Origin of the sequence: Enterobacter sp. P82 (genome assembly GCF_037053385.1) — a bacterium.
GTDB lineage: Bacteria > Pseudomonadota > Gammaproteobacteria > Enterobacterales > Enterobacteriaceae > Enterobacter.
Genome location: NZ_JBALHX010000001.1, coordinates 474795 through 501354 on the forward strand (window position 1 = coordinate 474795; position 26560 = coordinate 501354).

Below are 26560 nucleotides of genomic sequence, written 5' to 3' on the forward strand. Positions count from 1 at the left end.
TTATGAAATTACTTATTCTTGGCAACCATACCTGCGGCAACCGTGGCGACAGCGCCATCCTGCGCGGTTTACTGGATGCAATTAACACCCTTAAGCCTGAGACCGAAGTGGATGTGATGAGCCGTTATCCGGTGAGTTCATCCTGGCTACTGAACCGCCCGGTAATGGGTGACCCGCTTTACAGCCAGATGAAACAGCACAACAACGCCGCGGGCGTGATGGGACGCGTGAAGAAAGTCCTTCGTCGTCGTTACCAGCACCAGGTGCTACTTTCCCGTGTGACCGATACTGGCAAACTGCGTAACATCGCTATCGCGCAGGGCTTTACTGATTTCGTTCGTCTGCTGTCGGGTTATGACGCCATTATCCAGGTCGGCGGTTCGTTCTTCGTCGATCTCTACGGCGTGCCGCAGTTTGAGCATGCGCTGTGTACGTTCATGGCGAAAAAGCCGCTGTTTATGATTGGTCACAGTGTCGGGCCATTCCAGGACCCGCAGTTTAACCAGCTGGCAAACTATGTCTTCGGCCACTGCGATGCCCTGATCCTGCGTGAGTCAGTCAGCCTTGAGATGATGAAACGCAGCGAGATCGACACCTCAAAAGTTGAGCACGGTGTGGACACGGCCTGGCTGGTGGATCACCAGGACGACAGCTTCCAGCCAAGCTACGCCGTTCGGCACTGGCTGGATGTGGCGACAAAACAGAAGACGGTCGCCATTACCCTGCGTGAGCTCGCTCCTTTCGATAAACGTTTAGGCACGACGCAGGCAGCGTATGAAAAAGCCTTCGCCGACGTGGTGAACCGCGTGCTGGACAGCGGTTATCAGGTGCTGGCGCTCTCCACCTGTACCGGTATCGACAGTTACAACAAAGATGATCGCATGGTCGCGCTGAATCTGCGCAGCCTGGTTAATGACCCGTCCCGTTATCACGTGGTGATGGATGAACTGAACGATCTTGAGATGGGCAAGCTGCTTTCTGCCTGTGATCTGACGGTAGGTACCCGCCTGCACTCGGCGATTATCTCCATGAACTTCGGTACGCCAGCCATTGCCATTAACTATGAGCACAAGTCAGCCGGGATTATGCAGCAGCTTGGAATGCCGGAAATGGCCGTGGATATTCGTCATCTGCTGGATGGTTCGCTCGGGGCGATGGTGGGGGACACCCTGGGTCAGTTACCTGCCATTAACGAACGCCTGGCCGTGGCGGTGAAAGCCGAACGTGAAAAGGGGATCGGGATGGTGAAATCGGTGCTTGACCGCATCAGGGAGGGGAAATGAAGGTTGGTTTCTTCTTACTGAAATTTCCGCTGTCGTCTGAAACGTTTGTCCTGAACCAAATCACCGCGTTTATCGATATGGGATATGACGTGGAGATTATCGCCCTGCAAAAGGGCGATACCAAAAACACCCATGCGGCCTATACCCAGTATGGGCTGGAGGCGAAAACCCGCTGGCTGCAGGATGAGCCGTCCGGGAAGCTGAATAAGTTACGCCACCGCGCCAGCCAGACTTTACGTGGATTCCATCGCGCATCGACATGGCGGGCGCTGAATATTTCCCGCTATGGGGCGGAGTCGCGCAATCTGATCCTGTCGGCCATCTGCGGACAAACGGCGCAGCCGTATCGTGCGGATGTGTTTATCGCCCACTTTGGCCCGGCGGGTGTCACCGCCGCGAAATTGCGCGAGCTGGGCGTGATTGACGGTAAAATTGCGACCATTTTCCACGGTATCGACATTTCCAGCCGCGAAGTTTTGAACCACTACACGCCGGAGTATCAGCAGCTTTTCCGGCGCGGAGATATGATGCTGCCCATCAGCGACCTGTGGGCCGGGCGTCTGAAAAATATGGGCTGTCCGGGGGAGAAAATTACCGTTTCGCGGATGGGCGTTGATTTAGAGCGGTTTACCCGCCGCCCGGTGAAGGTGCCGGGTAAACCGCTGCAGATCATTTCTGTTGCGCGTTTGACGGAAAAGAAAGGTCTGCATGTGGCCATCGAAGCCTGCCGCCAGTTGAAAGCGCGCGGGGTGGATTTCCACTATCGCATTCTCGGCATTGGGCCGTGGGAGCGTCGACTGCGCACGCTGATTGAACAGTATCAACTGGAAGACGTCATCGAGATGCCAGGCTTCAAGCCAAGCCACGAAGTGAAGGTCATGCTTGATGAGGCGGATGTGTTTCTGCTGCCCTCGGTGACGGGTGCCGATGGTGATATGGAAGGTATTCCGGTGGCGCTGATGGAGGCGATGGCCGTCGGTATTCCGGTGGTTTCTACGCTGCACAGCGGGATCCCTGAGCTGATTAAGTCTGACCATTCCGGCTGGCTGGTACCGGAGAATAATGCTTTGGCGCTGGCCGATCGATTAGCGGCATTTAGCGACATCGACCAGCAGGCGCTGGAGCCTGTGCTCCACAATGCCCGACAAAAAGTTGAAACTGATTTTAACCAGCAGGTGATTAATCGCCAGTTAGCAAGCCTGCTGCAAACGCTGTAACGCCGAGGTTGTATGCTGAAAAAGATTACCCGACGCACCTTTGTCTCTTCTCTGTCCGTTCTGGCAGCTACGCCGCTGTTGTCGTCCCGCATTGCGCGGGCGGCAGCCGGAAGAACGGTCTCCGTTAATCAGTACAATAACAACGACTGGATCGCCGCTTTTAAGCAGGCGTTTAACGACGGAGATACCGTCGTTGTGCCTGCCGGGCTCACCTGCGAAAACATCAATACGGGTATTTTCATTCCTGACGGTAAAACGCTGCTGATCCGCGGGGCGTTAACGGGCAACGGGCGTGGCCGCTTTGTTCTGCAGGAAGGCAGTAAAGTGATCGGTGAAGACGAGGGACGGACAGAGAATATCACTCTCGATGTGCGTGGCTCCGACTGCGTTATTAAAGGGCTGGCCATGAGCGGTTTTGGCCCTGTGGCGCAGATCTACATCGGCGGTAAGAAACCCAGCGTGATGCGCAATCTGGTGATTGATAACATCAGCGTGAGTCAGGCCAACTACGCCATCCTGCGCCAGGGCTTCCATAACCAGGTGGACGGTGCCCGTATCACCAACAGCAAATTCAGCCATCTGCAGGGCGACGCGATCGAGTGGAACGTGGCCATCAACGATCGCAATATCCTAATCTCCGACCATGTCATCGACAACATTAACTGCACTAACGGCAAGATCAACTGGGGTATCGGCATTGGCCTTGCCGGGAGCACTTACGATAATGATTACCCGGAAAAGCAGACAGTTAAGAACTTTGTGGTGGCAAACATCACTGGCAGCAACTGTCGTCAGTTAGTGCACGTTGAAAACGGTAAACATTTTGTTATCCGCAATATCAAGGCCAAAAACATAACCCCCGATTTCAGTAAAAAGGCGGGAATAGACAACGCCACCGTCGCTATTTATGGTTGTGATAATTTCATTATTGATAATGTCGACATGGTCAATAGTGCCGGCATGTTAATCGGTTATGGGGTAATAAAAGGCGATTATTTGTCCATTCCGCAGAACTTCAAGCTTAACAATATCCACCTTGATAATCGCCAGTTGGCGTATAAGCTGCGCGGAATACAAATTTCATCCGGAAACGCGACTTCATTTGTGGCGATTACCAACGTCGAGATGCAGCGTGCTACCCTGGAACTGCACAACAAACCGCAACATCTCTTTTTACGTAATATCAACGTGATGCAGGAAGCTGCCGTGGGACCAGCCCTGAAGATTAACTTCGATCTGCGCAAGGATGTGCGGGGTAAGTTTATGGCGAAAAACGAGACGTTGTTGTCGCTGGCAAACATCAAAGCCGTTAATGAGAAGGGACAAAGCTCGGTGGATATTGACCGGGTGGATCAGCAGGTTGTGAATGTGGAAAGGCTGAATTTTGCGCTTCCCTCTAAAGCAAAGTAAGTATCTTGGGCTTACGTCGATAAGTCTGAGTTGTCCACTAAAATTTGTTACTGAATTCAGTGAATTTAGGGTTTATAATCGAAGCCACTATTTTGCAATTTTCGTCTTATGAATAGCGAGACCTCAGGGAAGATAGCGATAACCGGAGGTTGGCCAAACATACATAACGCATTGAGTGGTTTATGAACGATAAAGTTTTGTTTATTGGCGCGTCAGGTTTTGTTGGGACCCGTTTGATCGAGATTTCACAGACAGAATTTGATGTTACTAACTTCGACAAACAGCAGAGCCATTTCTACCCAGACATTACTGTTTCCGGTGATATTCGTAATCAGGATCAGTTGGATCAGGCGCTTGCTGGTTTTGAAACCGTAGTACTGCTTGCCGCTGAGCATCGAGATGATGTTAGTCCAACGTCGCTATATTATGATGTAAACGTGCAGGGTACACGTAATGTTCTCTCGGCTATGGAAAAAAATAATGTTAAGAACATTATCTTTACCAGTTCGGTAGCCGTCTATGGCCTCAATAAAGTGAACCCTGACGAATCTCATCCGCACGATCCATTCAATCATTATGGTAAGAGTAAATGGCAAGCGGAAGAAGTACTGCGCGAATGGTTCAGCCAAGCTCCAGAGGAACGTTCTCTGACGATTATCCGTCCAACAGTTATCTTTGGTGAGCGCAACCGCGGGAATGTCTACAATCTGCTGAAGCAAATTGCTGGTGGAAAATTCGCAATGGTTGGGGCTGGCACAAACTACAAATCAATGGCTTATGTTGGCAACATCGTTGAGTTCATCAAATTTAGGATGGCTAATACTAAGCCAGGCTACGACGTTTTTAACTACGTCGACAAGCCGGATCTAAACATGAACCAGTTGGTGAGTGAGGTTGAAAAAAGCCTTAACAAAAAAATTCCTTCCGTTCATCTTCCGTATGCGGTGGGGATGTTGGGTGGTTACTGCTTTGATATCTTGAGTAGAATAACTGGCAGGAAATATGCCATCAGTTCAGTGCGAGTAAAAAAATTCTGCGCAACCACACAGTTTGATGCCACCAAAGTGCATAATTCTGGTTTTAAAGCACTTTATTCCTTATCTCAGGGGTTGGACCGTACGCTGAAGTATGAGTTTGTGCATGAGAAGAAAGATGACATCACGTTTATTTCTGAATAGCTAATCAGGACTGGGATTTGTCGGAAATAGCTTATTGTTCGCCTTTATTGATAGGGTTTCCGACGATTCTGGGTCACACTTGAAGTAAAGTGAGTCCTGAATTGAAACTTGATGCGTATTAGACGAGTTAGCCTTCTTTCCTCAGGCACTTTCCTTGGTCAGGGCTATACTACGTCAATCATTTAAGGTGGAAGAGATAATGATCAATTTGAAAGCAGTCATTCCGGTAGCAGGTCTGGGCATGCATATGCTGCCAGCCACAAAAGCTATTCCAAAAGAGATGCTACCGATCGTCGACAAGCCGATGATTCAATACATCGTCGACGAGATTGTTGCTGCAGGAATCAAAGAAATCGTTCTTGTTACGCACTCGTCCAAGAATGCGGTAGAAAACCACTTTGACACATCTTACGAACTCGAAGCGCTGCTGGAGCAGCGTGTTAAACGTCAACTTCTAGCGGAAGTGCAGTCCATTTGTCCTCCTGGCGTGACTATCATGAACGTGCGTCAGGCGCAGCCGCTGGGCCTCGGCCACTCCATTCTGTGCGCACGTCCGGTAGTGGGTGATAACCCATTCATCGTTGTGCTGCCGGATATCATTATTGATACCGCTTCTGCCGATCCGCTGCGTTATAACCTGGCGGCAATGGTGGCACGTTTCAATGAAACAGGCCGCAGCCAGGTGCTGGCGAAACGCATGAAAGGCGATCTGTCCGAGTACTCTGTTATCCAGACTAAAGAAGCGCTGGAGACAGAAGGGCAGGTGAGCCGCATCGTTGAGTTCATCGAAAAACCGGATCAGCCGCAGACGCTGGATTCAGACCTGATGGCGGTTGGCCGTTATGTGCTGAACGCCGATATCTGGGCCGAACTGGAAAAAACCGAGCCAGGTGCCTGGGACCGTATTCAGCTGACCGACGCGATTGCTGAGCTGGCGAAAAAACAGTCTGTTGACGCTATGCTAATGACTGGTGACAGCTACGACTGCGGTAAGAAAATAGGGTATATGCAGGCGTTTGTGAACTATGGACTGCGCAATCTGAAGGAAGGGGCAAAATTTAGGGCTACTATCCATAAAATTTTACAAAACGAGTAAGAGTATGATGTTGTTATAGATACAAGTATTACAAAATGGCAACATATACAATGCTAGCTTTGTGCAAGTTGGAATGTTGCCATTTTGTATAAAACGTAGAGCTAAATTAAAACGCGTAATTCTTATATTTCAATGTGTTATGCGATGTTATGGTAAGTCAATAGATAAGGTGAGCGACAAATGTGAGCAGTATCCTGCTTTACTATGTGGTATTTTAAGTTAGTGATTACGCGATAATCAATCGTGCTGTATTCAGTGCACTGGTAGCTGTAGAGCCAGGGGCGGTAGCGTGTTTTTTTGTCAAGAACTGTTATTCAATGGTAATTAAAAATGTAATCTGGCAGTTGTCAGAGAAAATAATCAGGTTGACTGTTACCGTGGTTGTAAGTGCGCTTATGGCCAGATATCTAGGTCCGGAAGGTTTCGGGAAATATAATTATATAACAGCAATCATTGCAATAGTTTTAGTTGTAACTTCATTAGGTTTCAATCGTATTCTCGTTCGAGAATCAGCAAATTGCGCAACTGAGATAGAACATAAGCAAATAGTCACGACCGCATTAACACTAAGGTTGATATCTTCATTATGTGCAATTGCAATCATAACACTATACATACTGTCTCTTGGTAATATTGATGATATCGTATACATAATATCACTATTATCTGTGTTCTTCGTATCATTTGATGTGATCGATTATCATCTCCAAGGACAATCTGTTTTTAAAGTCGCTACAAGTTGTCGGGTAGCGGGGTTTATTCTATCATCTGCGCTTCGTGTCTGGTTTGTTTATATCCAAGCCGATATAATATATTTTTATGCAACAATTTTAATCGAATATGCCGTTGCTGGAATTCTAATATTAATTGTTTCTCAAACAAAATATAATGTTTATACCAAAATATCCTTGAGTTATTTTTCATATCCTAAGGCTAAGGGGCTTTTGAAAGAGTCATGGCCTGAAATAATTGCAGGTTTTGGCGCAATTGTATTCATGAAAATGGATCAAATAATGCTTCAGCGGTTACAAGGAGACGCAAGTGTTGGTATTTACTCGGCAGCTACGAGAATTAGTGAAGCATGGTATTTTATTCCTACAGCGATAGTCGCTGCAGTTTTTCCAGTTTTAATGCGTAAATACAAAACTGATAAACAAGACGTAATGAATCACTTAAGTAATATAATGTCTTTACTCGTCTGGTTATCAATAACCGCAGGTCTTTTTGTAAATTTCATCGGTGATTATATAATCCATATCGTATATGGAGCTGAATATGCAGAAAGTTCAATAATTCTAAAATTACATATCTGGGCTGGCATATTCTTATGTATGGGAATTGTTTCGGGCTCGTGGCTTGTTGCAGAAAAAAAACTAAAGCTAAATCTTTATAGAAACTTAACAGGGCTTGCTCTTAATTTTGCATTGAATATATTACTCATTCCTCAATATGGCGGTATAGGAGCTGCAGTTGCGACTGTTTTGGGACTTGCCATGGCTTTTTTCTTTTTCGATCTATTCCATAAAGATTTGAGAAGAATGTTTTGGCTTAAGTTAACAGCATTCTCGCCTTTTATTTTGATTAAATCTATTAAACATTTTTTAAATGAAGTGAAATTATGAATATTACAAGCATAGTACAACGTCTGAAACCACTTTTTATCGATGAGACAAAAGAGTTATCTAAACCAATCGTAATACAGTTTCCTGTTATCGATATTTGTAATTCTCGTTGTCAGATGTGTAGGATTTGGGAGAATAAAAAAAGCAACGACATAACCGTAGAACAATTACAATCAGGGCTAAAGAGTAGTCTATTTAGTGAAGTTGCAGCTATTGGTTTTAATGGTGGAGAACCTACCCTTCGTGAAGATCTTAGTGATATTGTCGCAACTTGTATCAAGGCTCTTCCAAAACTAAAACAGATTTCTTTAATTACTAATGGCTATAAGTATAAACAGGTTATTGAGCAAATTAATAAAATCGGTGCCTTGTTGCCAGGTACTAACATTCTCTTTGATGTAATGGTTTCATTAGACGGATATGGCAAAGTACATGATGCTGTACGTGGTCGGAGTGGAAATTTTGAAAATGCTCAACACGTTCTTAAGCATCTTAAAAAATGTGAATTCGTTAGTAACATTCGAATTGGATGCACAGTAATAAAAGAAAATGTATATCATTTACATGAATTGCTAGAATTCTGCATAAAAAACAAGGTTTACATAAAATATCGTCAAGGGGTACCTCATAAAAGGTTATATACTGAAAATCTTATTGAACCTTATGCTTTAACCTTTGAAGAAAAATATGAGTTCGTTGAGTTTCTGGAAGGACTTATTGAACATTATGAGCAAAGCCCTCTGCAAAAACATTTTTACCGTTCACTTATAGGACAAATTATTCATAATGCGCCGCGAGCTGCAGGTTGTGACTGGAAACATCGAGGGGCAACTATCACTGCTAGAGGTGAATTGGCATATTGTGCAGTTGAAAGTAAAGTACTAATGTCGGATATATCAACAGGAGATCCGGAAAAAGCATTTTTTGACAATCAGGAGCATCTCCGTACGATTGTACAAAATAAATGCGATACATGTCATCATGACTATGTAGGAATTCCATCTCCACAACATTATCGTAAAATCTTTCTTGAAAATTTGGATAAAAGATTTAATGTTAAAACCAAAATCAAGAAAATACCATTCTTTTCTGTAATTAATGAAAAAAGAAATATTTATAAATACAATAAAAGTATTATAAATTATCGGCAAAATATTACTGATGTAGTAAGTTTTGATGATTCAAAAATAAATATTTTGATATGTGGATGGTACGGAACAGAGACTTTAGGTGATAAAGCAATTATTGGTGGGATAATTCAAACTATAAAAGATGCTCTTGGTAATAATGTACTCATTCACATTGCATCTTTGTATCCATACATCACAGAAATGACGACCAGACAAATGGTCGAATTTAAAAATTGTAAAGTGGTCACAATTGAGCAAGCCCTACTGCTATCCGGTAAATCCGATTTTGTAATGTTTGGTGGGGGGCCATTAATGGCTATCGATTCTATCGCACCAATGCAAGTTATTTTTGAAAATGCGAAAAAAGCTAATGCGAAGACCATCATTGCCGGTTGTGGTGTGGGCCCGCTTGGCGATGCAAGATTTAATAATAGTATTAAGAGAATTCTTGAGCTATCTGATGAGAGGATTTATAGAGACCAGAAATCTAAGCAGAATGCGATATATCTTGGCGTCGATGCGCAAAATGATGTTGTGGCAGAAGACCCCGCATTTACTTGGCTTAAATCAGTGAATGCCGAACTTAAAAATAGTGCATTACCAGATGAGGTAAAAGAGAAAGGCAATTCTAAGATACTGCTCCTTGGACTCAGAGACTTTCCGTGGAAAGAATATGCGAAACACCTCAGTAAAGATGATGCAATAGCTATAAAAGACAATTATGAAAAAGTAGTCGTTGAATCGTTAGAAATTTTAGTGAAAGAAAATAAAGATATTGTTATTAAACCATTGCCTATGTGCACGAATCATTTTGGATCTGATGATAGATGGTTTTACAGGAAATTATTTAGAAATTGTCAAATTCCTAATGAAAATATAGATTATTCTCTTTGTGGTAGAGAATTAGAACCACGAGAATACTGCAAGCAATTTGTGCAGGCTGATGCATTGTTAGCAATGCGGTTCCATTCCTTTGTATTCGGCCTCGCGTTTGATATTCCATCAATAGCGCTTGACTATACCCTTGGTAAGGGTAAGGTGCAATCTTTAGCAGAGAAATACAATTCACAGGCAATTTCTCTTTCCGATATGACTCAAAAAGAACTAATAAATGCTCTGAAAGATACCCTCTCAAAAAATAAAGAAGAGTGTAAAGGTAATATACTTGATAATTTAACATTTAGTCTTCAATTTAAAAAAACACTAAAACGTTACGATTGATATCAGAGATATTATAGGATGCTAAAATAATAATTTGCATATAGTACTCTATTATAAAAAAGGATATTCTCTTGAAAATATTGATATTATCAAATTCAGATAAAGTCGGTGGGGCTGCTATTGCAGCCTACAGGCACCATCGTTCTTTAGTTGAGGCGAATGTTGATTCTAGGATGATGGTTAGAAACAAGCTATCTGATGATTACACCGTTATTGGACCTCAGGGGAAACTGAAAAAAATAATTGATAAAATTAGAACTCCTGTCGGTAATATTATTAACAATATAACGAAAACAGATGGATCTGGCTATCGTAGCGGTAATTGGTTACCTTCTGCTTGGGCGAAAATAATTAATCAAATGGACATTGATGTTGTACATATTCATTGGGTGGGTGGTGAGACTTTATCAATAGAGGATATTGGAAAAATTAATAAGCCCATCATATGGACATTCCATGATATGTGGCCATTTTGTGGTTTGGAGCATTACGCTTGTGACACGACAGAAAGTCGATGGCTTAATGGTTATATTCGGAATAAAACAATTGATTTAGATAGAATTGTATGGAGGAGAAAACGGCGTTCCTGGGATACTGATATGGCAATCATTTCACCAAGCAAGTGGTTATCAAGTTGCATAGAAAAGAGTGCGTTGTTTAAAAATAATACCATATACACACTTCCGAATATTTTAGATATTTCAGTATTTAAGCCGATTGAAAAAGAATTTTGCAGGGATGTATTAAATCTTGATAAGAATAAAAAAATAATTTTATTTGGCGCTTTCGGAGGTAGTCTGGATATGAGAAAAGGCTACGATCTCTTTAGCGCCGCAATCGAAGAGTTGGCCAACAAGGTTCCTAATATTGATGATGTACAATGCATGGTTTTTGGTCAAAGTAAACCGGAAAGAGATATTAATCTTCCAGTTAAGGTAAAATGGTTGGGGCATATTCACGATGATACTACGCTGGCATTGATTTACAGCGCGGCAAATGTAATGGTCGTTCCATCCCGTCAGGATAATTTACCGCAAACAGCGACTGAGGCACAAGCCTGTGGTTGTCCTGTTGTGGCATTCAATTGCACTGGTTTACCGGATATTATTTCTCATCAAGTAACCGGTTATTTAGCAAACGCTTTTGACTATAATGACTTAGCTGCAGGGATTGCATGGGTACTTAATAACCCTGAACAGGAATCCATTCTGAGACAAAATGCATCAAGTGATGCAAGGAAAAAATGGTCATCTGTATACTTAATGCCTAAATATATTAAAGTCTACCAAGATGCTATTGCCAAGTTCAGTAATACGAAGTAATTTAATATAAAACAGGGATTACGTGAATACAAAATTAAATATTCAGCAACAGCCTTACATAAATAGCCTAATAGGTGGTTTTACAAGTATTGGATTAATTTTATTCCTCCATCCCCTTTTGTCAATTGTGCTAATTTCTTTCATTAATGTATTAGTTAAGATTAATAAAGGAATCTGTTTCTTAATATGTGCTTCATACTCTATTTTGATCGTAAATAGAGAATATTTTATTAGATTTAGTGAGCAAAGCGGAGATGACACAACTCGTTATATACCTTTTATCAAAGAAATCTCAAATTCATCACTTTTACATGCCTTGACTTCACAACTTGATGTTTTTAGTATTGAGCCATTTTCCAGATTTTATTGGTGGTTGTTCAGCCAAATTGGCTTTAATGTTAATGTTATATTGTTCATTCAGGTTTTAATTTGGTCAATTTGCTTTATGGTTTTTTCCATTAAAGCAAGTGAAAGATATGCGGTAGTGATTTTTAGTATAGGTATATGCTTTTTTGCCTACACAATACCTTATACATTTTATCATTTATATAGACAAGCATGGGGGCTTTCATTTTTTGTTATATACTTAACTCTTTGGGATAAAAAAAGTAGATTTATTTTTTTACCATTGACTGGTTTAAGTCATATTATGTTTATACCTATAGTTATATTAATGGAGGCTTTAAGGAAAGGGGTTCGCCTTTTATTTTCAAAATATTTCCTTCCGTTAATAGTGCTATCTTTTATAGCTTTATATTTGACTTACTCCGCTATTATTGCAAAGTTTGGAGCATACTCAGAAGTTGAAAATATTAACTACACACCTGCTAAATATCTCGTCTACATATTGTTCTTTACATTTATACTTGGCGTATATAATGTATTTGATTCAAAAATAATTAAGTTTTCTGATTATCGGTTTGATATATATTTGATTCTAATTGGCTTTTATATTATCGGTCTTTACCCATCTTTTTCGGATATCTCAAATCGCTATGTTTTGATGTTATCTCCATTAGTTTTAATGTCGCTTACGGTTACAAAGAATCGATTTATTCTTTCTATTTTCTTGATCCTGTCGGTATCTAAATTGCTTATTCATCTTAGTGATACTGAGGGAAACATTTACCAGTATGCAATGAAAGGAACAATGGATTTTTATAATATCATAGATTCGTTTTTGTTCTTTACCGGGAGAAGTTTGTGATGCCATTGATCACTATTATTACTGTTGTATATAATGATTATTTAGGTCTTAAGAAAACATTATCCTCAGTAAATGAACAGTCTAGCAATGTTGATTTTGAATATATTGTTGTGGATGGTAAATCAACAGATAGTACAGTTGCTTTGCTGGAGAATAGCCGATTAATAACTAAATACATAAGTGAAAAAGACAATGGCATTTACGATGCGATGAACAAAGGCCTTGCTCTTTCTTCAGGTGAATGGATTGTTTTTTTAAATGCTGGAGATGTTTTTTATGATGGAAATACCTTAAGTAAGGTTAAAGAAAATATATTAGAGGCTAGTGATGATGTAAATTTCATGTTTGGAAAATATCTCTCAGACGGTGTTGAGTATGAGCAGGATTTAAATATCAAATTTTTAACATCATACATGATAAATCATCAAAGCATATTCTACCGCAGAAGCTTATTTGATAATGGAACATTTTCCATTGATTACAAGTATTGTGCAGATTATAAACACTTGATTGATAATTTTTTAAATATAGTCTCACATAAAATGAATTTCATCGTTTCAGTATTTGACAATACTGGAATTAGTTCTCAGGATTGCAATAAATATAAAATGTGGATTGAGAGGCTCAGAAGTATTTGGGATTCTAGTTTGCCACTTCAAATGAAAATTATAATGAGTAAGCGTGGTATATTTGCCTTGCCCTACCAATTTATCAGAGCTAAATTGATTATGGCTGGAGTATTATGTGGAAAATAATATTGAGTTGCTTATTGGTGTTGCTATCACCAATAAGGAATGGGAACTTCATAAGTTTGAACTAAAGAGTTCAATTAATAATTTGCGATCTGTTTTCGGTGAGGGATGTATTGCTTATGTCGTTATACAGGACGAAAGTTTTACAGAGCAACTCTTTTACCAAACAGAAGAGGAATGGTTGTATATCAGTAGAATTAAAATGCTTGGTGTTTCAAATGCCCGAAACATGTGTATAGAAAAAAGCATTGAATTGAAAACCACTTTCTTGATTTTCCACGATGCTACCATTTATTGGTCAATACAGGCTTCAGAATTCATACATAAATATAGATTTTGTAGAGAAACACCGAAGGTTAATATCATTTTTGATAGTCCAAAAATTGTGGGTGTTGAAAGTAATGGGAGTAATGATATTGCAGTAGTTAAAGCAGATCCTGTGTACAATACGTATGTATGGTCTTATTTGTTACGAGTCGATAATCTTAAAGATTTACGTTTTGACACTAACTATGGACCAGGTGTTAACACTCGCTATAAAAGTGGTGAGGACGTTATTTTTTTATTTGACTATTTTAGTGAAAATAATCTAGTTAAAGTTTCTAGTGATAAAAACGTAGCTGTCTACCACCCCCCAAGACCAACTGATTATTCTAAACATTTATTGTATGCTTATGGTCAGGGGGCATTATTTAGGAAGTTAATAAAGAAACATTTAAGTACAAAGATTATAGTTGATTGTATATTGTTTTTTGGTAATGCGGTATTTCGTTGTGTTCTTTTAAAGAAGAATTCGCTCGCAATTTTGTTGAATAGATTAAAAGGTTTCATAGGAGTATAAAATGAAAAAAGCTCTCATTACTGGTGTTACTGGACAAGATGGTTCCTACCTTGCTGAGTTTTTATTAGAAAAAGGATATGAAGTACATGGCATTAAACGACGTGCATCATCGTTAAACACCGAGCGGGTTGATCATATATACCAAGATCTTCATGCTGAGAATAAGAGATTTTTCTTACACTATGGTGACCTTACTGACACATCTAACCTTGTGAGACTTATTCAAGAAATTAAACCAGATGAAGTTTACAACCTTGGAGCTCAATCGCATGTAGCTGTGTCATTCGAATCGCCAGAGTATACTGCTGACGTTGATGCTATTGGGACTCTTCGTTTACTGGAAGCTATAAGAATATGTGGTCTTGAAAAACACACTCGATTCTATCAAGCTTCTACTTCCGAATTGTACGGTTTAGTACAGGAAATACCTCAAAAAGAAACTACACCGTTCTACCCTCGCTCTCCTTATGCTGTTGCGAAATTGTATGCGTATTGGATAACTGTCAACTATCGAGAGTCTTACGGAATGTACGCTTGCAACGGAATATTATTTAATCATGAATCTCCGCGTCGTGGTGAAACTTTCGTTACCCGAAAAATTACCCGTGCAATTGCAAATATTTCGCAAGGTATAGAAAGTTGCCTTTATCTAGGTAATATGGATTCACTTCGTGACTGGGGACATGCTAAAGATTACGTCAGAATGCAGTGGATGATGTTACAACAGGAAAAACCTGAAGATTTTGTTATTGCAACGGGTAAGCAGATTACTGTGCGCGAGTTTGTTCGAATGTCGGCAAAAGAGGCTGGTATTGAAATTGAATTTACGGGTACTGGTGTCGACGAAATTGCTACTGTTATTGCTAAAACTTCTGAATGTGCTACAGGTGTAAGTATTGGCGACGTCATTGTCCGTGTTGACCCGCGTTACTTCCGTCCAGCAGAGGTTGAAACCCTTTTAGGTGATCCTGCAAATGCTAAAAACAAATTGGGTTGGACTCCAGAAATTACAGTTGAAGAAATGTGCGCTGAAATGGTTGCTAGTGATTTAGAGAAAGCGAAACAGCATGCTCTTCTGAAGAGTCACGGCTACGATGTTTCTGTATCATTAGAACACTAAGGCGAATAATGATGAAACGAGTTTTTGTTGCTGGTCATAGAGGTATGGTTGGTTCGGCTATATGTCGTAATTTGGATACTAGAAATGATGTTGAACTTATTGTAAAAACTCATTCTGAGCTAGATCTCACATCACAAAAAAATGTGCTCGACTTTTTTAAGAATGAAAAAATAGATGAAGTTTATTTAGCAGCGGCAAAAGTTGGTGGGATTCATGCAAATAACACTTTTCCCGCTGAATTTATTTATCAGAATTTAATGATTGAAAGCAATATCATTCATTCTGCACATATTACTGGTGTTCAAAAACTTCTTTTCTTGGGTTCAAGCTGTATCTATCCGAAACATGCCGAGCAGCCAATGAGTGAGTCAGCGCTATTAACTGGCACACTTGAAGCCACTAATGAACCATATGCAATAGCTAAGATAGCAGGCATAAAACTCTGCGAATCTTATAATCGCCAGTATGGTAGAGATTATCGCAGTGTAATGCCAACAAATCTTTACGGCATAAATGATAATTTTCATCCCGAGAATTCACACGTCATTCCAGCATTACTGAGACGCTTTCATGAAGCTAAAGTTGCAGGAGATAAAGAGGTTGTTGTATGGGGGACTGGCAAACCAATGCGTGAGTTTCTCTATGTAGATGATATGGCTGCAGCATCAGTTCATGTAATGGAACTTGAACCTGCAGTTTATGCTAGCATCACAGAACCAATGCTTTCCCATATTAACGTGGGTACCGGTGTTGATTGTACAATACGAGAGATGGCGGAAACTATTGCACGCGTTGTCAACTTTACTGGCGAAATTATCTTCGATTCTACAAAACCGGATGGAACGCCGAGAAAACTAATGAACGTCAATCGTCTAAAGGAAATAGGCTGGGAATACCGCTATGAATTGGAGGCTGGCCTTAAACTTACGTATGCATGGTATCTCGACAATCTTGCTTCTTTCAGGAGTTGATAATTAGATGAAATTAGAGCGAGGTTTATTCCAGACTGTAGTTAAAAATGCTCCTCTTATTTCAATTGACCTCATTATTAAAAATAGTAATGGTAAGGTGCTGCTCGGGCAGCGCCTTAATCGTCCAGCCCAAGATTACTGGTTTGTCCCCGGTGGCAGAATTTTAAAAGATGAGCTTTTAGATGAAGCATTTAATCGGATTGGAACCGAGGAGTTAGGGGTAAATATATATAGAAAATCAGCAACGTTCTTGGGGATCTACGAACATTTCTATATCGATAACTTCTCGGGACATGATTTTTCGACGCATTATATTGTTCATGGCTATGAAATAATTATCGATATTGAGCTATTAAATCTACCCTCTGAGCAGCATGATCGCTTCCAGTGGTTTAGGATAGATGATCTGTTGAACGATTCCACAGTACATCAGTTTACCAAAAACTATTTTATCGCAAGGTAATTTCAATGTTACTTCCTGTTGTTATGGCTGGTGGATCTGGTACAAGATTGTGGCCACTATCTCGTACATTATATCCAAAGCAATTTCTGTCTCTTAATACTAATTTAACTATGCTCCAAGAGACGTTACGTCGCCTGCATAGTGTTGAACACTGTCCAGCATTGATTATTTGTAACGAAGCTCATCGTTTTATTGTTGCAGAGCAATTAAGAAAAGAAGAGATTAAACATAGTGGCATTATACTGGAACCCGCTGGTCGTAATACTGCTCCTGCTGTTACGCTTGCTGCTCTTAAGGCTTGCGCGGATGGTGACGATCCAATTCTTCTGGTTTTGGCTGCTGATCATGAGATCCAGGATGAAACTAGTTTTACCAAGGCTCTAGAACAAGCGGAACATTTTGCCAAGCAGAATAAATTGGTCACTTTCGGTATAGTTCCTACAACACCGGAAACTGGATATGGCTATATTCATACTGGAACCAAAATTGCTGACGGTGGCTACGAAGTTGCTGATTTCGTCGAAAAACCTGAAAAGACGGTCGCTGAAGCGTATTTGTCAAGCGGTGATTATTTATGGAATAGCGGGATTTTTATGTTCAAGGCCTCCATATTCCTTAAAGAATTACAAAAATATCGCCCTGATATTTTAGACGTTTGTAAGAAAACTTTGATGAATTCCTGTATTGATCTTGACTTCATCAGACTTGATCAGAAAATTTTCAATGATTGCCCTGAAGATTCTATTGACTACGCTGTAATGGAAAAAACGAAAGATGCAGTTGTTGTTCCCTTAGATGCAAAATGGAGCGATGTTGGTTCATGGTCAGCTTTATGGGAAATAAGTAGTAAGGATGAGCAAGGAAATGCCGTCCGAGGAGATGTGTTAACTGAAGAATCATCAAACAGTTATCTTTATTCGCAACACAGGTTAATTGGAGCTGTAGGCATAAAAGATCTCGTAGTTGTCGAAACTAAAGATGCAGTACTTGTTGCACATAAAGACAAAGTACAGCAAGTTAAAAACATAGTTTCGCAACTTAAAAGTAAAAATCGTTCTGAATATCTTCAGCACAGAGAAATTTTTCGGCCGTGGGGTAGTCATGACACTATTGCTGAAGGTAATCGCTTCCAGGTTAAACATGTCATAGTTTTGCCGGGTCAGATAACGGCTAAGCAAATTCACTTTCATCGAACTGAACACTGGGTTGTCGTCAGCGGCACAGCAAAAGTACATTTAGAGAACGAAAGCTATTTAATTGCTGAGAACGAGTCAACTTTTATTCCCGTAGGTGTTCCTCATGCAATTGAGAATCCAGGGAAGATTCCACTTGAAATAATAGAGGTTCGTTCAGGTGCATATTTGGGCGAGGATGATGTTGTCAGAATATCATCTGACGGCGTAGGATATTAGTTACCTTATTTATTTTATGATATAAATTTCATTGGTTGGGACCAATTATGAAGGTAAGTATAATTACCGCAACTTATAATAGTGAGAAAATCTTAGCTGACACTTTGAATTCTGTTGAATCTCAGACATATCAAAACATTGAATATATAATCGTTGATGGTGCATCCACAGATGGCACACTTGAACTTATAAACCGACTTTCATCTCGGGTGACAAAAATCGTTTCCGAAAAAGACAAGGGTATTTATGATGCTTTGAATAAAGGTGTCAAAATGGCGACGGGTGATGTCATTGGTTTTATCCACTCCGATGATATTTTAGCTAATCCTGATATCGTAGAAAAAATTGTGAATGAGTTTCATTTCTCAAACGCTGATCTTGTCTATGGTGATTTGGTTTTTATTGATAGAGAAAACACCAGTAAAATAAAACGTTATTGGCGAAGTGGTGAGTTCAGGAAAAGTAAAATATCATTCGGTTGGGCTCCTCCTCATCCATCATTTTATATGAAAAAAAAGCTGTACCAAGACAATGGTCTTTTTGATCTTAATTTCAAAATCGCAGCTGATTATGATCAAATGATTAGAATGTTACAGCGCGATAACATTAAAGTATCCTATCTTAATGAGATTTTTGTTAAAATGCGACTGGGAGGGGAAAGTACTAAAATAGAGAATGCCATTTCAAGTACTCAAGAAATAATTTCTATAATGAAAAAACATCAAATTAATTGGCGGTTCGCTATTTTATACCGAAAATTGGCAAAATGTATGCAGTTATTCCTAAAGCCTTGATTATTCTTACTACTCGGTTATAAATTATATGATGGATATATTAACTTGTTTTAAAGCCTACGATATTCGCGGCAAGCTGGGCGAAGAGTTGAATGAAGACATCGCGTGGCGCATTGGTCGCGCGTACGGCGAATATTTAAAACCGCAGACCATCGTGCTGGGCGGTGATGTGCGTCTGACCAGCGAATCCCTGAAGCTGGCGCTGGCGAAAGGGCTGCAGGATGCGGGCGTGGACGTGCTGGACATCGGTCTCTCCGGGACCGAAGAGATTTACTTTGCCACCTTCCACCTGGGCGTGGATGGCGGTATCGAAGTGACGGCCAGCCACAACCCGATGGACTACAACGGTATGAAGCTGGTGCGCAAGGGCGCGCGCCCAATCAGCGGCGACACCGGTCTGCGCGACGTGCAGCGTCTGGCGGAAGCTAATGATTTCCCGCCGGTGAACGACGCGAAGCGCGGCAGCTACAAAAAAATCAATCTGCAAAAAGAGTACATCGACCACCTGCTGGGCTACATCAACGTGGCGAACCTCAAGCCGCTGAAGCTGGTCATTAACTCCGGTAACGGCGCGGCCGGCCCGGTTGTCGATGCCCTGGAAGCGCGCTTTAAAGAGCTGAACGTGCCGGTGACCTTCGTCAAAGTGCACAACACCCCGGACGGCAATTTCCCGAACGGTATTCCTAACCCGCTGCTGCCGGAGTGCCGCGACGACACCCGCAACGCGGTAATTGAGCACGGCGCGGATATGGGTATCGCCTTTGACGGCGATTTCGACCGCTGCTTCCTGTTCGACGAGAAAGGACAGTTCATCGAAGGCTATTACATTGTCGGTCTGCTGGCGGAAGCGTTCCTCGAGAAAAACCCGGGCGCGAAAATCATTCATGACCCGCGTCTCTCCTGGAACACCGTCGATGTGGTGTCCGCGGCGGGCGGTACGCCGGTGATGTCCAAAACCGGCCACGCCTTTATCAAAGAGCGCATGCGCGAAGAAGACGCCATTTACGGCGGCGAGATGAGCGCACACCACTACTTCCGTGATTTTGCCTACTGCGACAGCGGGATGATCCCGTGGCTGCTGGTGACGGAATTGCTGTGCCTGAAGGGGCAGACCCTGGGCGAGCTGGTACGCGACCGTATGGCGGCATTCCCGGCGAGCGGGGAGATCAACAGCAAGCTGGCACAGCCAGCCGAGGCCATTGCCCGCGTGGAGCACCACTTTGCCCTGCACGCGCTGGAAATTGACCGCACGGACGGTATCAGCATGGCGTTCCCGCAGTGGCGCTTCAATCTGCGCTCTTCGAACACTGAGCCGGTGGTACGCCTGAACGTGGAGTCCCGTGCGGATACGGCGCTGATGGAAGAGAAGACACAAGAAATTCTGGCTTTGCTCAGGAAGTGAGGGGCCGCCGCCAGCGTAATTCTGGCGGCTTGACTGTACCTGGATTGTGCAATCAGTGTGACATAGATCAGCAAAAGCTATTCATGTCACCTAATACTGAGTTAACATCTCAACCACATTTCAAGCCGCGCATAAGCCGTGGTGACCACACCTGACAGGAGTATGTAATGTCCAAGCAACAGATCGGCGTTGTCGGTATGGCAGTGATGGGGCGCAACCTGGCGCTCAACATCGAAAGCCGTGGTTATACCGTCTCCGTTTTCAACCGCTCCCGTGATAAGACCGAAGAAGTCATCGCTGAGAACCCAGGTAAGAAACTGGTTCCTTTCTACACGGTTAAAGAGTTTGTTGAGTCCCTGGAAACGCCTCGTCGTATCCTGTTAATGGTGAAAGCGGGCGCAGGTACCGATGCTGCTATCGATTCCCTGAAACCTTACCTGGATAAAGGTGACATCATCATTGATGGCGGTAACACCTTCTTCCAGGACACCATCCGTCGTAACCGTGAATTGTCTGCCGAAGGCTTCAACTTTATCGGTACCGGTGTTTCCGGTGGTGAAGAGGGGGCGCTGAAAGGCCCATCCATCATGCCTGGTGGTCAGAAAGAAGCGTACGAGTTGGTTGCTCCTATCCTGACTAAAATTGCCGCTGTTGCTGAAGATGGTGAGCCATGCGTGACCTATATCGGTGCAGACGGTGCGGGCCATTATGTGAAGATGGTTCACAATGGTATCGAATACGGCGACATGCAGCTGATCGCTGAAGCGTACTCCTTACTGAAAGGTGGCCTGAACCTCTCTAATGAAGAACTCGCAGAGACCTTCAGCGAGTGGAACAAGGGCGAGCTGAACAGCTATCTGATCGACATCACCAAAGATATCTTCACCAAGAAAGATGAAGAGGGTAAATACCTGGTTGATGTGATTCTGGATGAAGCAGCAAACAAAGGTACTGGTAAATGGACCAGCCAGAGCTCTCTGGATCTGGGCGAACCACTGTCTCTGATTACTGAATCCGTATTCGCTCGCTACATATCTTCTCTGAAAGAGCAGCGCGTTGCGGCATCCAAAGTGCTGTCTGGCCCGCAGGCCAAACCAGCAGGTGACAAAGCCGAGTTCGTTGAGAAAGTGCGCCGTGCCCTGTACCTGGGTAAAATCGTTTCTTACGCACAGGGCTTCTCTCAGCTGCGTGCGGCATCAGACGAAAATAACTGGGATCTGAACTACGGTGAGATCGCGAAGATTTTCCGTGCGGGCTGCATCATTCGTGCGCAGTTCCTGCAGAAAATCACCGATGCGTATGCAGAAAACGCCGGTATCGCGAACCTGCTGCTGGCACCGTACTTCAAGAAAATTGCGGACGAATACCAGCAGGCGCTGCGTGACGTGGTTGCTTACGCTGTCCAGAACGGTATCCCGGTTCCGACCTTCTCCGCTGCAGTGGCTTACTACGACAGCTACCGTGCTGCCGTTCTACCTGCCAACCTGATTCAGGCACAGCGTGACTACTTCGGTGCGCATACCTACAAACGCACTGATAAAGAAGGTGTGTTCCACACCGAATGGCTCGATTAATCTGATTTAGTTGTTGCCATTCCATCAAGCCCGGTAGCGATACCGGGCTTTTTTATCCCGCCCAGTCCACTCACTTTTTAACGGAATAGATTGCGTGAAAATTCTTGTTACTGGCGGGGCCGGTTTTATCGGTTCCGCGGTTATCCGACACATTATTAGCAATACTCGGGATAGCGTTGTTAACGTTGATAAACTGACCTATGCCGGTAACCTGGAATCATTGCGAGACGTCAGCGATAACGCACGTTACGAATTCGAACATGCTGACATCTGTGACAAAGCGGTCATGGAGCGCATTTTTGCCGTTCATCGTCCGGATGCAGTAATGCATCTGGCGGCGGAAAGTCATGTCGATCGCTCTATTACAGGGCCAGCAGCGTTCATTGAAACCAATATTGTCGGTACCTACGTTCTGCTGGAAACCAGCCGCGCTTACTGGTCTTCACTGGATGGCATGGCAAAAGCAGCATTCCGTTTTCATCATATTTCGACTGATGAAGTGTATGGTGATTTACCTCACCCTGATGAACAAGCTGATTCCGCACCATTACCGCTCTTCACAGAAACGACGTCATACGCACCGAGTAGCCCGTATTCCGCTTCAAAAGCGTCCAGCGATCACTTAGTCCGGGCGTGGATCCGTACTTACGGCTTGCCAGCAATAGTCACTAACTGCTCAAACAATTATGGACCTTTCCACTTCCCGGAAAAACTTATCCCGCTGGTTATTCTTAATGCTATTGAGAACAAGCCTTTACCGATTTACGGTAAAGGTGACCAAATTCGCGACTGGCTGTATGTGGAAGATCACGCTCGTGCGCTTTATACCGTTCTGACAACAGGTAAACCTGGTGAAACGTATAATATTGGCGGTCACAACGAAAAGAAAAATATTGAGGTTGTACACACCATTTGTGATTTGCTGGATGAAATCGTTCCGAAGGAAAAATCATATCGCGAACAGATAACCTATGTTGCAGATCGTCCTGGCCACGACCGTCGTTATGCTATAGATGCACATAAGATTAGTCGTGAACTAGGCTGGACACCGCTGGAAACCTTCGAGAGCGGTATACGTAAAACGGTTGAATGGTATTTGAACAATTCGGAATGGGTCTCTAATGTAAAAAGTGGTGCCTATAAGAGCTGGATTGAGCAGAATTATGGAGAGCGCAAGTAATGGCGAAGCGTAAAGGTATTATCTTAGCGGGTGGTTCGGGCACTCGTCTTTACCCCGTCACAATGGCGGTAAGTAAGCAATTGTTGCCCATTTACGACAAGCCGATGATCTACTATCCGCTTTCAACACTGATGCTCGCCGGCATTAAAGATATTCTGATCATCAGTACACCGCAGGATACCCCTCGCTTTGAGCAACTTCTGGGTGATGGCAGTCAATGGGGGCTGCGCCTTCAATATCAGATACAGCCGAGCCCCGACGGTTTAGCTCAGGCGTTTATTCTTGGTGAAGAGTTTATCGGAGAAGACAATTGTGCGCTGGTTTTAGGGGATAATATTTTCTATGGACACGATCTCCCCCGATTGCTTGAGGACGCAGCCAGCAAGGAAGATGGGGCGACCGTATTTGCCTATCATGTCCGCGATCCAGAGCGTTACGGCGTGGTTGAGTTCGACAAAGACGGGACGGCGATCGGTCTTGAAGAAAAGCCTCTGCAACCGAAAAGTAACTACGCCATAACGGGCCTCTATTTTTACGATAACGATGTCATTGAGATGGCGAAAAGCTTGAGCCCTTCAGCGCGGGGTGAACTGGAAATAACTGATATCAACCGACTTTATATGCAGCAGGGTCGATTATCTGTCGCGATGATGCGACGCGGTTATGCATGGCTGGATACCGGGACGCACCAGAGCATGATTGAGGCAAGTAATTTCATCGCGACAATCGAAGAACGTCAGGGGCTGAAAGTGTCTTGTCCTGAAGAGATTGCATTCCGCAGAGGGTTTATCAGTGCTGAACAACTTCGTGAACTTGCGGAGCCTTTGAAAAAGACTGGTTACGGGCAATACCTACAAAATCTGACTAAGGGATTAGTCTGATTTGAACCTGCATGTAATAAGGTCTGCGGCATCATGAAAATGCGCAATACTGCTGGAAATAAGGCGCTTTGAGCGCTGTTCCGGCAGTCACTATGCTGGATGAAGTGCGTTCATCTGCCCATGGGTAACCTTGACAGCTAAATAGTGTTAGCGATAAAAAACCACCAGTTAATCATTGTGGTGACTGTTTGAATGTCACCAGAAACTCATACTGAAGAAGCCAAACGAATGAAAATAACCATTTCCGGAACAGGCTATGTTGGCCTTTCAAACGGTATCCTGATTGCGCAGAATAATGAAGTAGTCGCGCTGGATATCGTGCAGGCCAAAGTGGACATGCTTAACCAGAAGAAGTCCCCGATCGTCGATAAAGAGATCCAGGAGTATCTTGCTAACAAGCCACTGAATTTCCGTGCAACAACGGATAAAGAAGACGCCTATCGTGATGCGGATTTCGTTATCATCGCGACACCAACGGACTACGATCCAAAAACCAACTACTTCAACACCTCTACGGTGGAAGCGGTGATCAAAGACGTTATCGCGATTAATCCAAAGGCGGTGATGGTTATCAAATCAACTATCCCAGTTGGTTTCACAAAATCCATTAAAGAAAAGTTCGGTATCGATAATATCTTCTTCTCACCGGAATTCCTCCGTGAGGGAAGGGCGCTGTACGATAACCTGCATCCTTCGCGTATCGTTATTGGGGAGCGTTCAGAGCGTGCCGAGCGTTTTGCAGCACTGCTTCAGGAAGGTGCTGTCAAAAAGGATATTGCGGTACTGTTTACCGACTCTACCGAAGCCGAGGCGATCAAGCTCTTCGCAAACACCTACCTGGCAATGCGTGTCGCTTACTTTAACGAGCTGGACAGCTACGCAGAGAGCCTGGGTTTGAACACCCGCCAGATCATCGAAGGTGTTTGCCTTGACCCACGCATCGGTAACCACTATAACAACCCGTCATTTGGTTATGGTGGCTACTGTCTGCCAAAAGATACCAAGCAGCTGCTGGCCAACTATCAGGCTGTACCAAACAACCTGATTTCAGCGATTGTTGATGCCAACCGCACACGTAAGGATTTCATCTCTGATTCCATCCTCGCGCGTCAGCCGAAAGTGGTGGGCGTGTATCGTCTGATTATGAAGAGCGGTTCCGATAATTTTCGCGCCTCTTCCATTCAGGGGATTATGAAGCGTATTAAGGCGAAGGGTGTTCAGGTCATTATTTATGAACCTGCAATGCAGGAAGATGAGTTCTTCCACTCCCGCGTGATTCGCGATCTGGATGCTTTCAAGAAGGAAGCAGATGTGATCATCTCTAACCGCATGGCAGAAGAGCTAGCGGACGTGGCGGATAAAGTGTATACCCGCGATCTGTTCGGTAGCGATTGATTACCCTTAAAGCGCGTAAAAAAACCCGGTCATATAACCGGGTTTTTTTATTTTCAGACTTTGTAGAAGGCGCGATACCAGTCGACAAAGTTTTTAACCCCATCTTTGACCGAGGTCTGCGGTTTAAAGCCAATAACATCATACAACGCTTTCGTATCTGCGCTGGTCTCCAGCACGTCACCCGGTTGAATTGGCATCATGTTTTTCTCTGCTTCTTTACCGAGCGCCTCTTCCAGAGCCGTAATGTAATCCATTAGCTCGACCGGGGAGCTGTTACCAATGTTGTAAACACGATAAGGCGCGGAGCTGGTCGCCGGGGAGCCGGTTTCGACGGTCCAGTCTGCATCGGCCTGAGGAATAACATCCTGCAGACGAATAATGGCTTCGGCGATGTCGTCAATGTAAGTGAAGTCGCGCTTCATCTTGCCGTAGTTGTAAACGTCGATGCTTTTGCCTTCAATCATCGCTTTGGTGAATTTAAACAGCGCCATATCCGGACGGCCCCATGGACCATACACGGTAAAGAAGCGCAGGCCGGTGGTTGGCAGGTTATACAGATGGGAATAGGTATGCGACATCAGCTCATTGGCTTTTTTGGTCGCCGCATAGAGTGACACCGGGTGGTCTACGGAGTCATCTGTTGAGAACGGCATCTTGCGGTTCAGACCATAAACGGAGCTTGATGACGCATACAGCAGGTGTTGTACCTTGTTATGACGACAACCTTCCAGCACGTTAAGGTGACCGACCAGGTTAGCATCCGCATAAGCGTGCGGATTTTCAAGCGAGTAGCGCACGCCTGCCTGCGCGGCCAGATGAATCACGCGATCAAACTTCTCAGTGGCGAACAATGTCGCCATTCCTTCACGATCGGCCAACTCCATTTTGTGGAAGGTGAAATTCCCGGATTTCAGCAAGTCCAGACGTGCCAGCTTGAGATTGACATCGTAGTAATCATTCAGATTATCAATCCCGACGACCTGGTGTCCGGCATCCAGTAAGCGTTTGCTGACATGAGAGCCGATAAAACCTGCCGCGCCAGTAACTAAAAATTTCATATTTCCCTCGTTAACTTTTCGATCTTGTCGA

Annotated in this window: 22 protein-coding genes; 21 read left to right on the plus strand and 1 reads right to left on the minus strand. The window is 43.4% G+C overall.

Annotation, left to right across the window (positions count from 1 at the left end):
- The first annotated feature begins 2 nt into the window (after positions 1 to 2).
- From wcaK to ugd, 21 genes are all read left to right on the plus strand, one after another.
- Positions 3 to 1283 carry a colanic acid biosynthesis pyruvyl transferase WcaK gene (wcaK, locus tag WB237_RS02125; RefSeq protein ID WP_336209814.1) on the plus strand — a complete coding sequence of 427 codons (1281 nt, stop codon included), beginning with the start codon at positions 3 to 5 and terminating at the stop codon, positions 1281 to 1283.
- Positions 1280 to 2500, plus strand: a complete 1221-nt coding sequence (gene wcaL / locus WB237_RS02130) for a colanic acid biosynthesis glycosyltransferase WcaL (RefSeq protein ID WP_336209816.1) — start codon at positions 1280 to 1282, stop codon at positions 2498 to 2500. Before wcaK ends, wcaL begins: the two co-directional genes overlap by 4 nt.
- A 12-nt stretch (positions 2501 to 2512) precedes the next feature.
- Entirely contained in the window at positions 2513 to 3910 is a 1398-nt protein-coding gene (gene wcaM, locus WB237_RS02135; RefSeq protein ID WP_336209817.1) for a colanic acid biosynthesis protein WcaM, read from the plus strand.
- A 182-nt stretch (positions 3911 to 4092) separates the two neighbouring features.
- Positions 4093 to 5088, plus strand: coding sequence for an NAD-dependent epimerase/dehydratase family protein (locus WB237_RS02140; RefSeq protein WP_336209819.1), 996 nt, complete (start codon positions 4093 to 4095; stop codon positions 5086 to 5088).
- 199 nt (positions 5089 to 5287) lie between these two features.
- Entirely contained in the window at positions 5288 to 6184 is an 897-nt protein-coding gene (galF, locus tag WB237_RS02145) for a GalU regulator GalF (RefSeq protein ID WP_336209821.1), read from the plus strand.
- Between the two features lie 317 nt (positions 6185 to 6501).
- Positions 6502 to 7806, plus strand: a complete 1305-nt coding sequence (locus tag WB237_RS02150) for a flippase (RefSeq protein WP_336209823.1) — start codon at positions 6502 to 6504, stop codon at positions 7804 to 7806.
- The gene (locus tag WB237_RS02155) at positions 7803 to 10157 is read left to right on the plus strand and encodes a polysaccharide pyruvyl transferase family protein (protein ID WP_336209825.1); all 2355 of its coding nucleotides are present in this window, start codon (positions 7803 to 7805) and stop codon (positions 10155 to 10157) included. The genes WB237_RS02150 and WB237_RS02155 overlap by 4 nt, the downstream gene beginning before the upstream one ends.
- 71 nt (positions 10158 to 10228) lie before the next feature.
- Positions 10229 to 11479: a glycosyltransferase gene (locus WB237_RS02160; RefSeq protein WP_336209827.1), complete on the plus strand. Its 1251-nt coding sequence runs from the start codon at positions 10229 to 10231 to the stop codon at positions 11477 to 11479.
- A 22-nt stretch (positions 11480 to 11501) separates the two neighbouring features.
- A complete protein-coding gene (locus WB237_RS02165; protein WP_336209829.1) occupies positions 11502 to 12686 on the plus strand; it encodes an EpsG family protein in 1185 nt (394 codons plus the stop codon).
- Complete coding sequence (locus WB237_RS02170; RefSeq protein WP_336213445.1) at positions 12686 to 13441, plus strand: glycosyltransferase family 2 protein; 756 nt, start codon at positions 12686 to 12688, stop codon at positions 13439 to 13441. Before WB237_RS02165 ends, WB237_RS02170 begins: the two co-directional genes overlap by 1 nt.
- The gene (locus WB237_RS02175) at positions 13431 to 14279 is read left to right on the plus strand and encodes a hypothetical protein (protein ID WP_336209831.1); all 849 of its coding nucleotides are present in this window, start codon (positions 13431 to 13433) and stop codon (positions 14277 to 14279) included. Before WB237_RS02170 ends, WB237_RS02175 begins: the two co-directional genes overlap by 11 nt.
- Position 14280: 1 nt before the next feature.
- Positions 14281 to 15399 (plus strand): GDP-mannose 4,6-dehydratase, encoded by a 1119-nt coding sequence (gene gmd, locus WB237_RS02180; protein ID WP_336209833.1) that lies wholly within the window; start codon positions 14281 to 14283, stop codon positions 15397 to 15399.
- 5 nt (positions 15400 to 15404) lie between these two features.
- Positions 15405 to 16370, plus strand: coding sequence for a GDP-L-fucose synthase (gene fcl, locus WB237_RS02185; RefSeq protein WP_336213447.1), 966 nt, complete (start codon positions 15405 to 15407; stop codon positions 16368 to 16370).
- Between the two features lie 7 nt (positions 16371 to 16377).
- On the plus strand, positions 16378 to 16833 hold the full coding sequence (locus WB237_RS02190; protein WP_336209835.1) for a GDP-mannose mannosyl hydrolase: 456 nt from the start codon (positions 16378 to 16380) through the stop codon (positions 16831 to 16833).
- A 5-nt stretch (positions 16834 to 16838) separates the two neighbouring features.
- Positions 16839 to 18245, plus strand: coding sequence for a mannose-1-phosphate guanylyltransferase/mannose-6-phosphate isomerase (locus tag WB237_RS02195; RefSeq protein ID WP_336209838.1), 1407 nt, complete (start codon positions 16839 to 16841; stop codon positions 18243 to 18245).
- Between the two features lie 47 nt (positions 18246 to 18292).
- Positions 18293 to 19039 carry a glycosyltransferase family 2 protein gene (locus WB237_RS02200; protein ID WP_336209841.1) on the plus strand — a complete coding sequence of 249 codons (747 nt, stop codon included), beginning with the start codon at positions 18293 to 18295 and terminating at the stop codon, positions 19037 to 19039.
- Between the two features lie 31 nt (positions 19040 to 19070).
- Complete coding sequence (gene cpsG / locus WB237_RS02205; protein ID WP_336213449.1) at positions 19071 to 20441, plus strand: colanic acid biosynthesis phosphomannomutase CpsG; 1371 nt, start codon at positions 19071 to 19073, stop codon at positions 20439 to 20441.
- A 167-nt stretch (positions 20442 to 20608) separates the two neighbouring features.
- Entirely contained in the window at positions 20609 to 22015 is a 1407-nt protein-coding gene (gene gndA / locus WB237_RS02210; RefSeq protein ID WP_025759323.1) for an NADP-dependent phosphogluconate dehydrogenase, read from the plus strand.
- Positions 22016 to 22109: 94 nt separating this feature from the next.
- Positions 22110 to 23195 (plus strand): dTDP-glucose 4,6-dehydratase, encoded by a 1086-nt coding sequence (gene rfbB, locus WB237_RS02215; protein ID WP_336209846.1) that lies wholly within the window; start codon positions 22110 to 22112, stop codon positions 23193 to 23195.
- Positions 23195 to 24076 (plus strand): glucose-1-phosphate thymidylyltransferase RfbA, encoded by an 882-nt coding sequence (gene rfbA / locus WB237_RS02220; RefSeq protein ID WP_336209849.1) that lies wholly within the window; start codon positions 23195 to 23197, stop codon positions 24074 to 24076. Before rfbB ends, rfbA begins: the two co-directional genes overlap by 1 nt.
- A gap of 228 nt (positions 24077 to 24304) precedes the next feature.
- Positions 24305 to 25471 (plus strand): UDP-glucose 6-dehydrogenase, encoded by a 1167-nt coding sequence (ugd, locus tag WB237_RS02225; RefSeq protein ID WP_336209851.1) that lies wholly within the window; start codon positions 24305 to 24307, stop codon positions 25469 to 25471.
- A gap of 53 nt (positions 25472 to 25524) precedes the next feature.
- Here the strand turns inward: ugd and WB237_RS02230 are convergent, their stop codons facing one another.
- Positions 25525 to 26529 carry an NAD-dependent epimerase gene (locus tag WB237_RS02230; RefSeq protein ID WP_336209855.1) on the minus strand — a complete coding sequence of 335 codons (1005 nt, stop codon included), beginning with the start codon at positions 26527 to 26529 and terminating at the stop codon, positions 25525 to 25527.
- Positions 26530 to 26560: the final 31 nt, after the last annotated feature.

Coding starts and splice junctions, on each gene's coding strand:
- cpsG (WP_336213449.1), top strand. CDS start 19,071: ATGGATATATTAACTTGTTTTAAAGCCTACGATATTCGCGGCAAGCTG.
- WB237_RS02155 (WP_336209825.1), top strand. CDS start 7,803: ATGAATATTACAAGCATAGTACAACGTCTGAAACCACTTTTTATCGAT.
- WB237_RS02140 (WP_336209819.1), top strand. CDS start 4,093: ATGAACGATAAAGTTTTGTTTATTGGCGCGTCAGGTTTTGTTGGGACC.
- WB237_RS02230 (WP_336209855.1), bottom strand. CDS start 26,529: ATGAAATTTTTAGTTACTGGCGCGGCAGGTTTTATCGGCTCTCATGTC.
- gndA (WP_025759323.1), top strand. CDS start 20,609: ATGTCCAAGCAACAGATCGGCGTTGTCGGTATGGCAGTGATGGGGCGC.
- wcaL (WP_336209816.1), top strand. CDS start 1,280: ATGAAGGTTGGTTTCTTCTTACTGAAATTTCCGCTGTCGTCTGAAACG.
- wcaK (WP_336209814.1), top strand. CDS start 3: ATGAAATTACTTATTCTTGGCAACCATACCTGCGGCAACCGTGGCGAC.
- WB237_RS02195 (WP_336209838.1), top strand. CDS start 16,839: ATGTTACTTCCTGTTGTTATGGCTGGTGGATCTGGTACAAGATTGTGG.
- WB237_RS02200 (WP_336209841.1), top strand. CDS start 18,293: ATGAAGGTAAGTATAATTACCGCAACTTATAATAGTGAGAAAATCTTA.
- WB237_RS02170 (WP_336213445.1), top strand. CDS start 12,686: ATGCCATTGATCACTATTATTACTGTTGTATATAATGATTATTTAGGT.
- ugd (WP_336209851.1), top strand. CDS start 24,305: ATGAAAATAACCATTTCCGGAACAGGCTATGTTGGCCTTTCAAACGGT.
- wcaM (WP_336209817.1), top strand. CDS start 2,513: ATGCTGAAAAAGATTACCCGACGCACCTTTGTCTCTTCTCTGTCCGTT.
- WB237_RS02150 (WP_336209823.1), top strand. CDS start 6,502: ATGGTAATTAAAAATGTAATCTGGCAGTTGTCAGAGAAAATAATCAGG.
- galF (WP_336209821.1), top strand. CDS start 5,288: ATGATCAATTTGAAAGCAGTCATTCCGGTAGCAGGTCTGGGCATGCAT.
- rfbA (WP_336209849.1), top strand. CDS start 23,195: ATGGCGAAGCGTAAAGGTATTATCTTAGCGGGTGGTTCGGGCACTCGT.
- WB237_RS02190 (WP_336209835.1), top strand. CDS start 16,378: ATGAAATTAGAGCGAGGTTTATTCCAGACTGTAGTTAAAAATGCTCCT.
- gmd (WP_336209833.1), top strand. CDS start 14,281: ATGAAAAAAGCTCTCATTACTGGTGTTACTGGACAAGATGGTTCCTAC.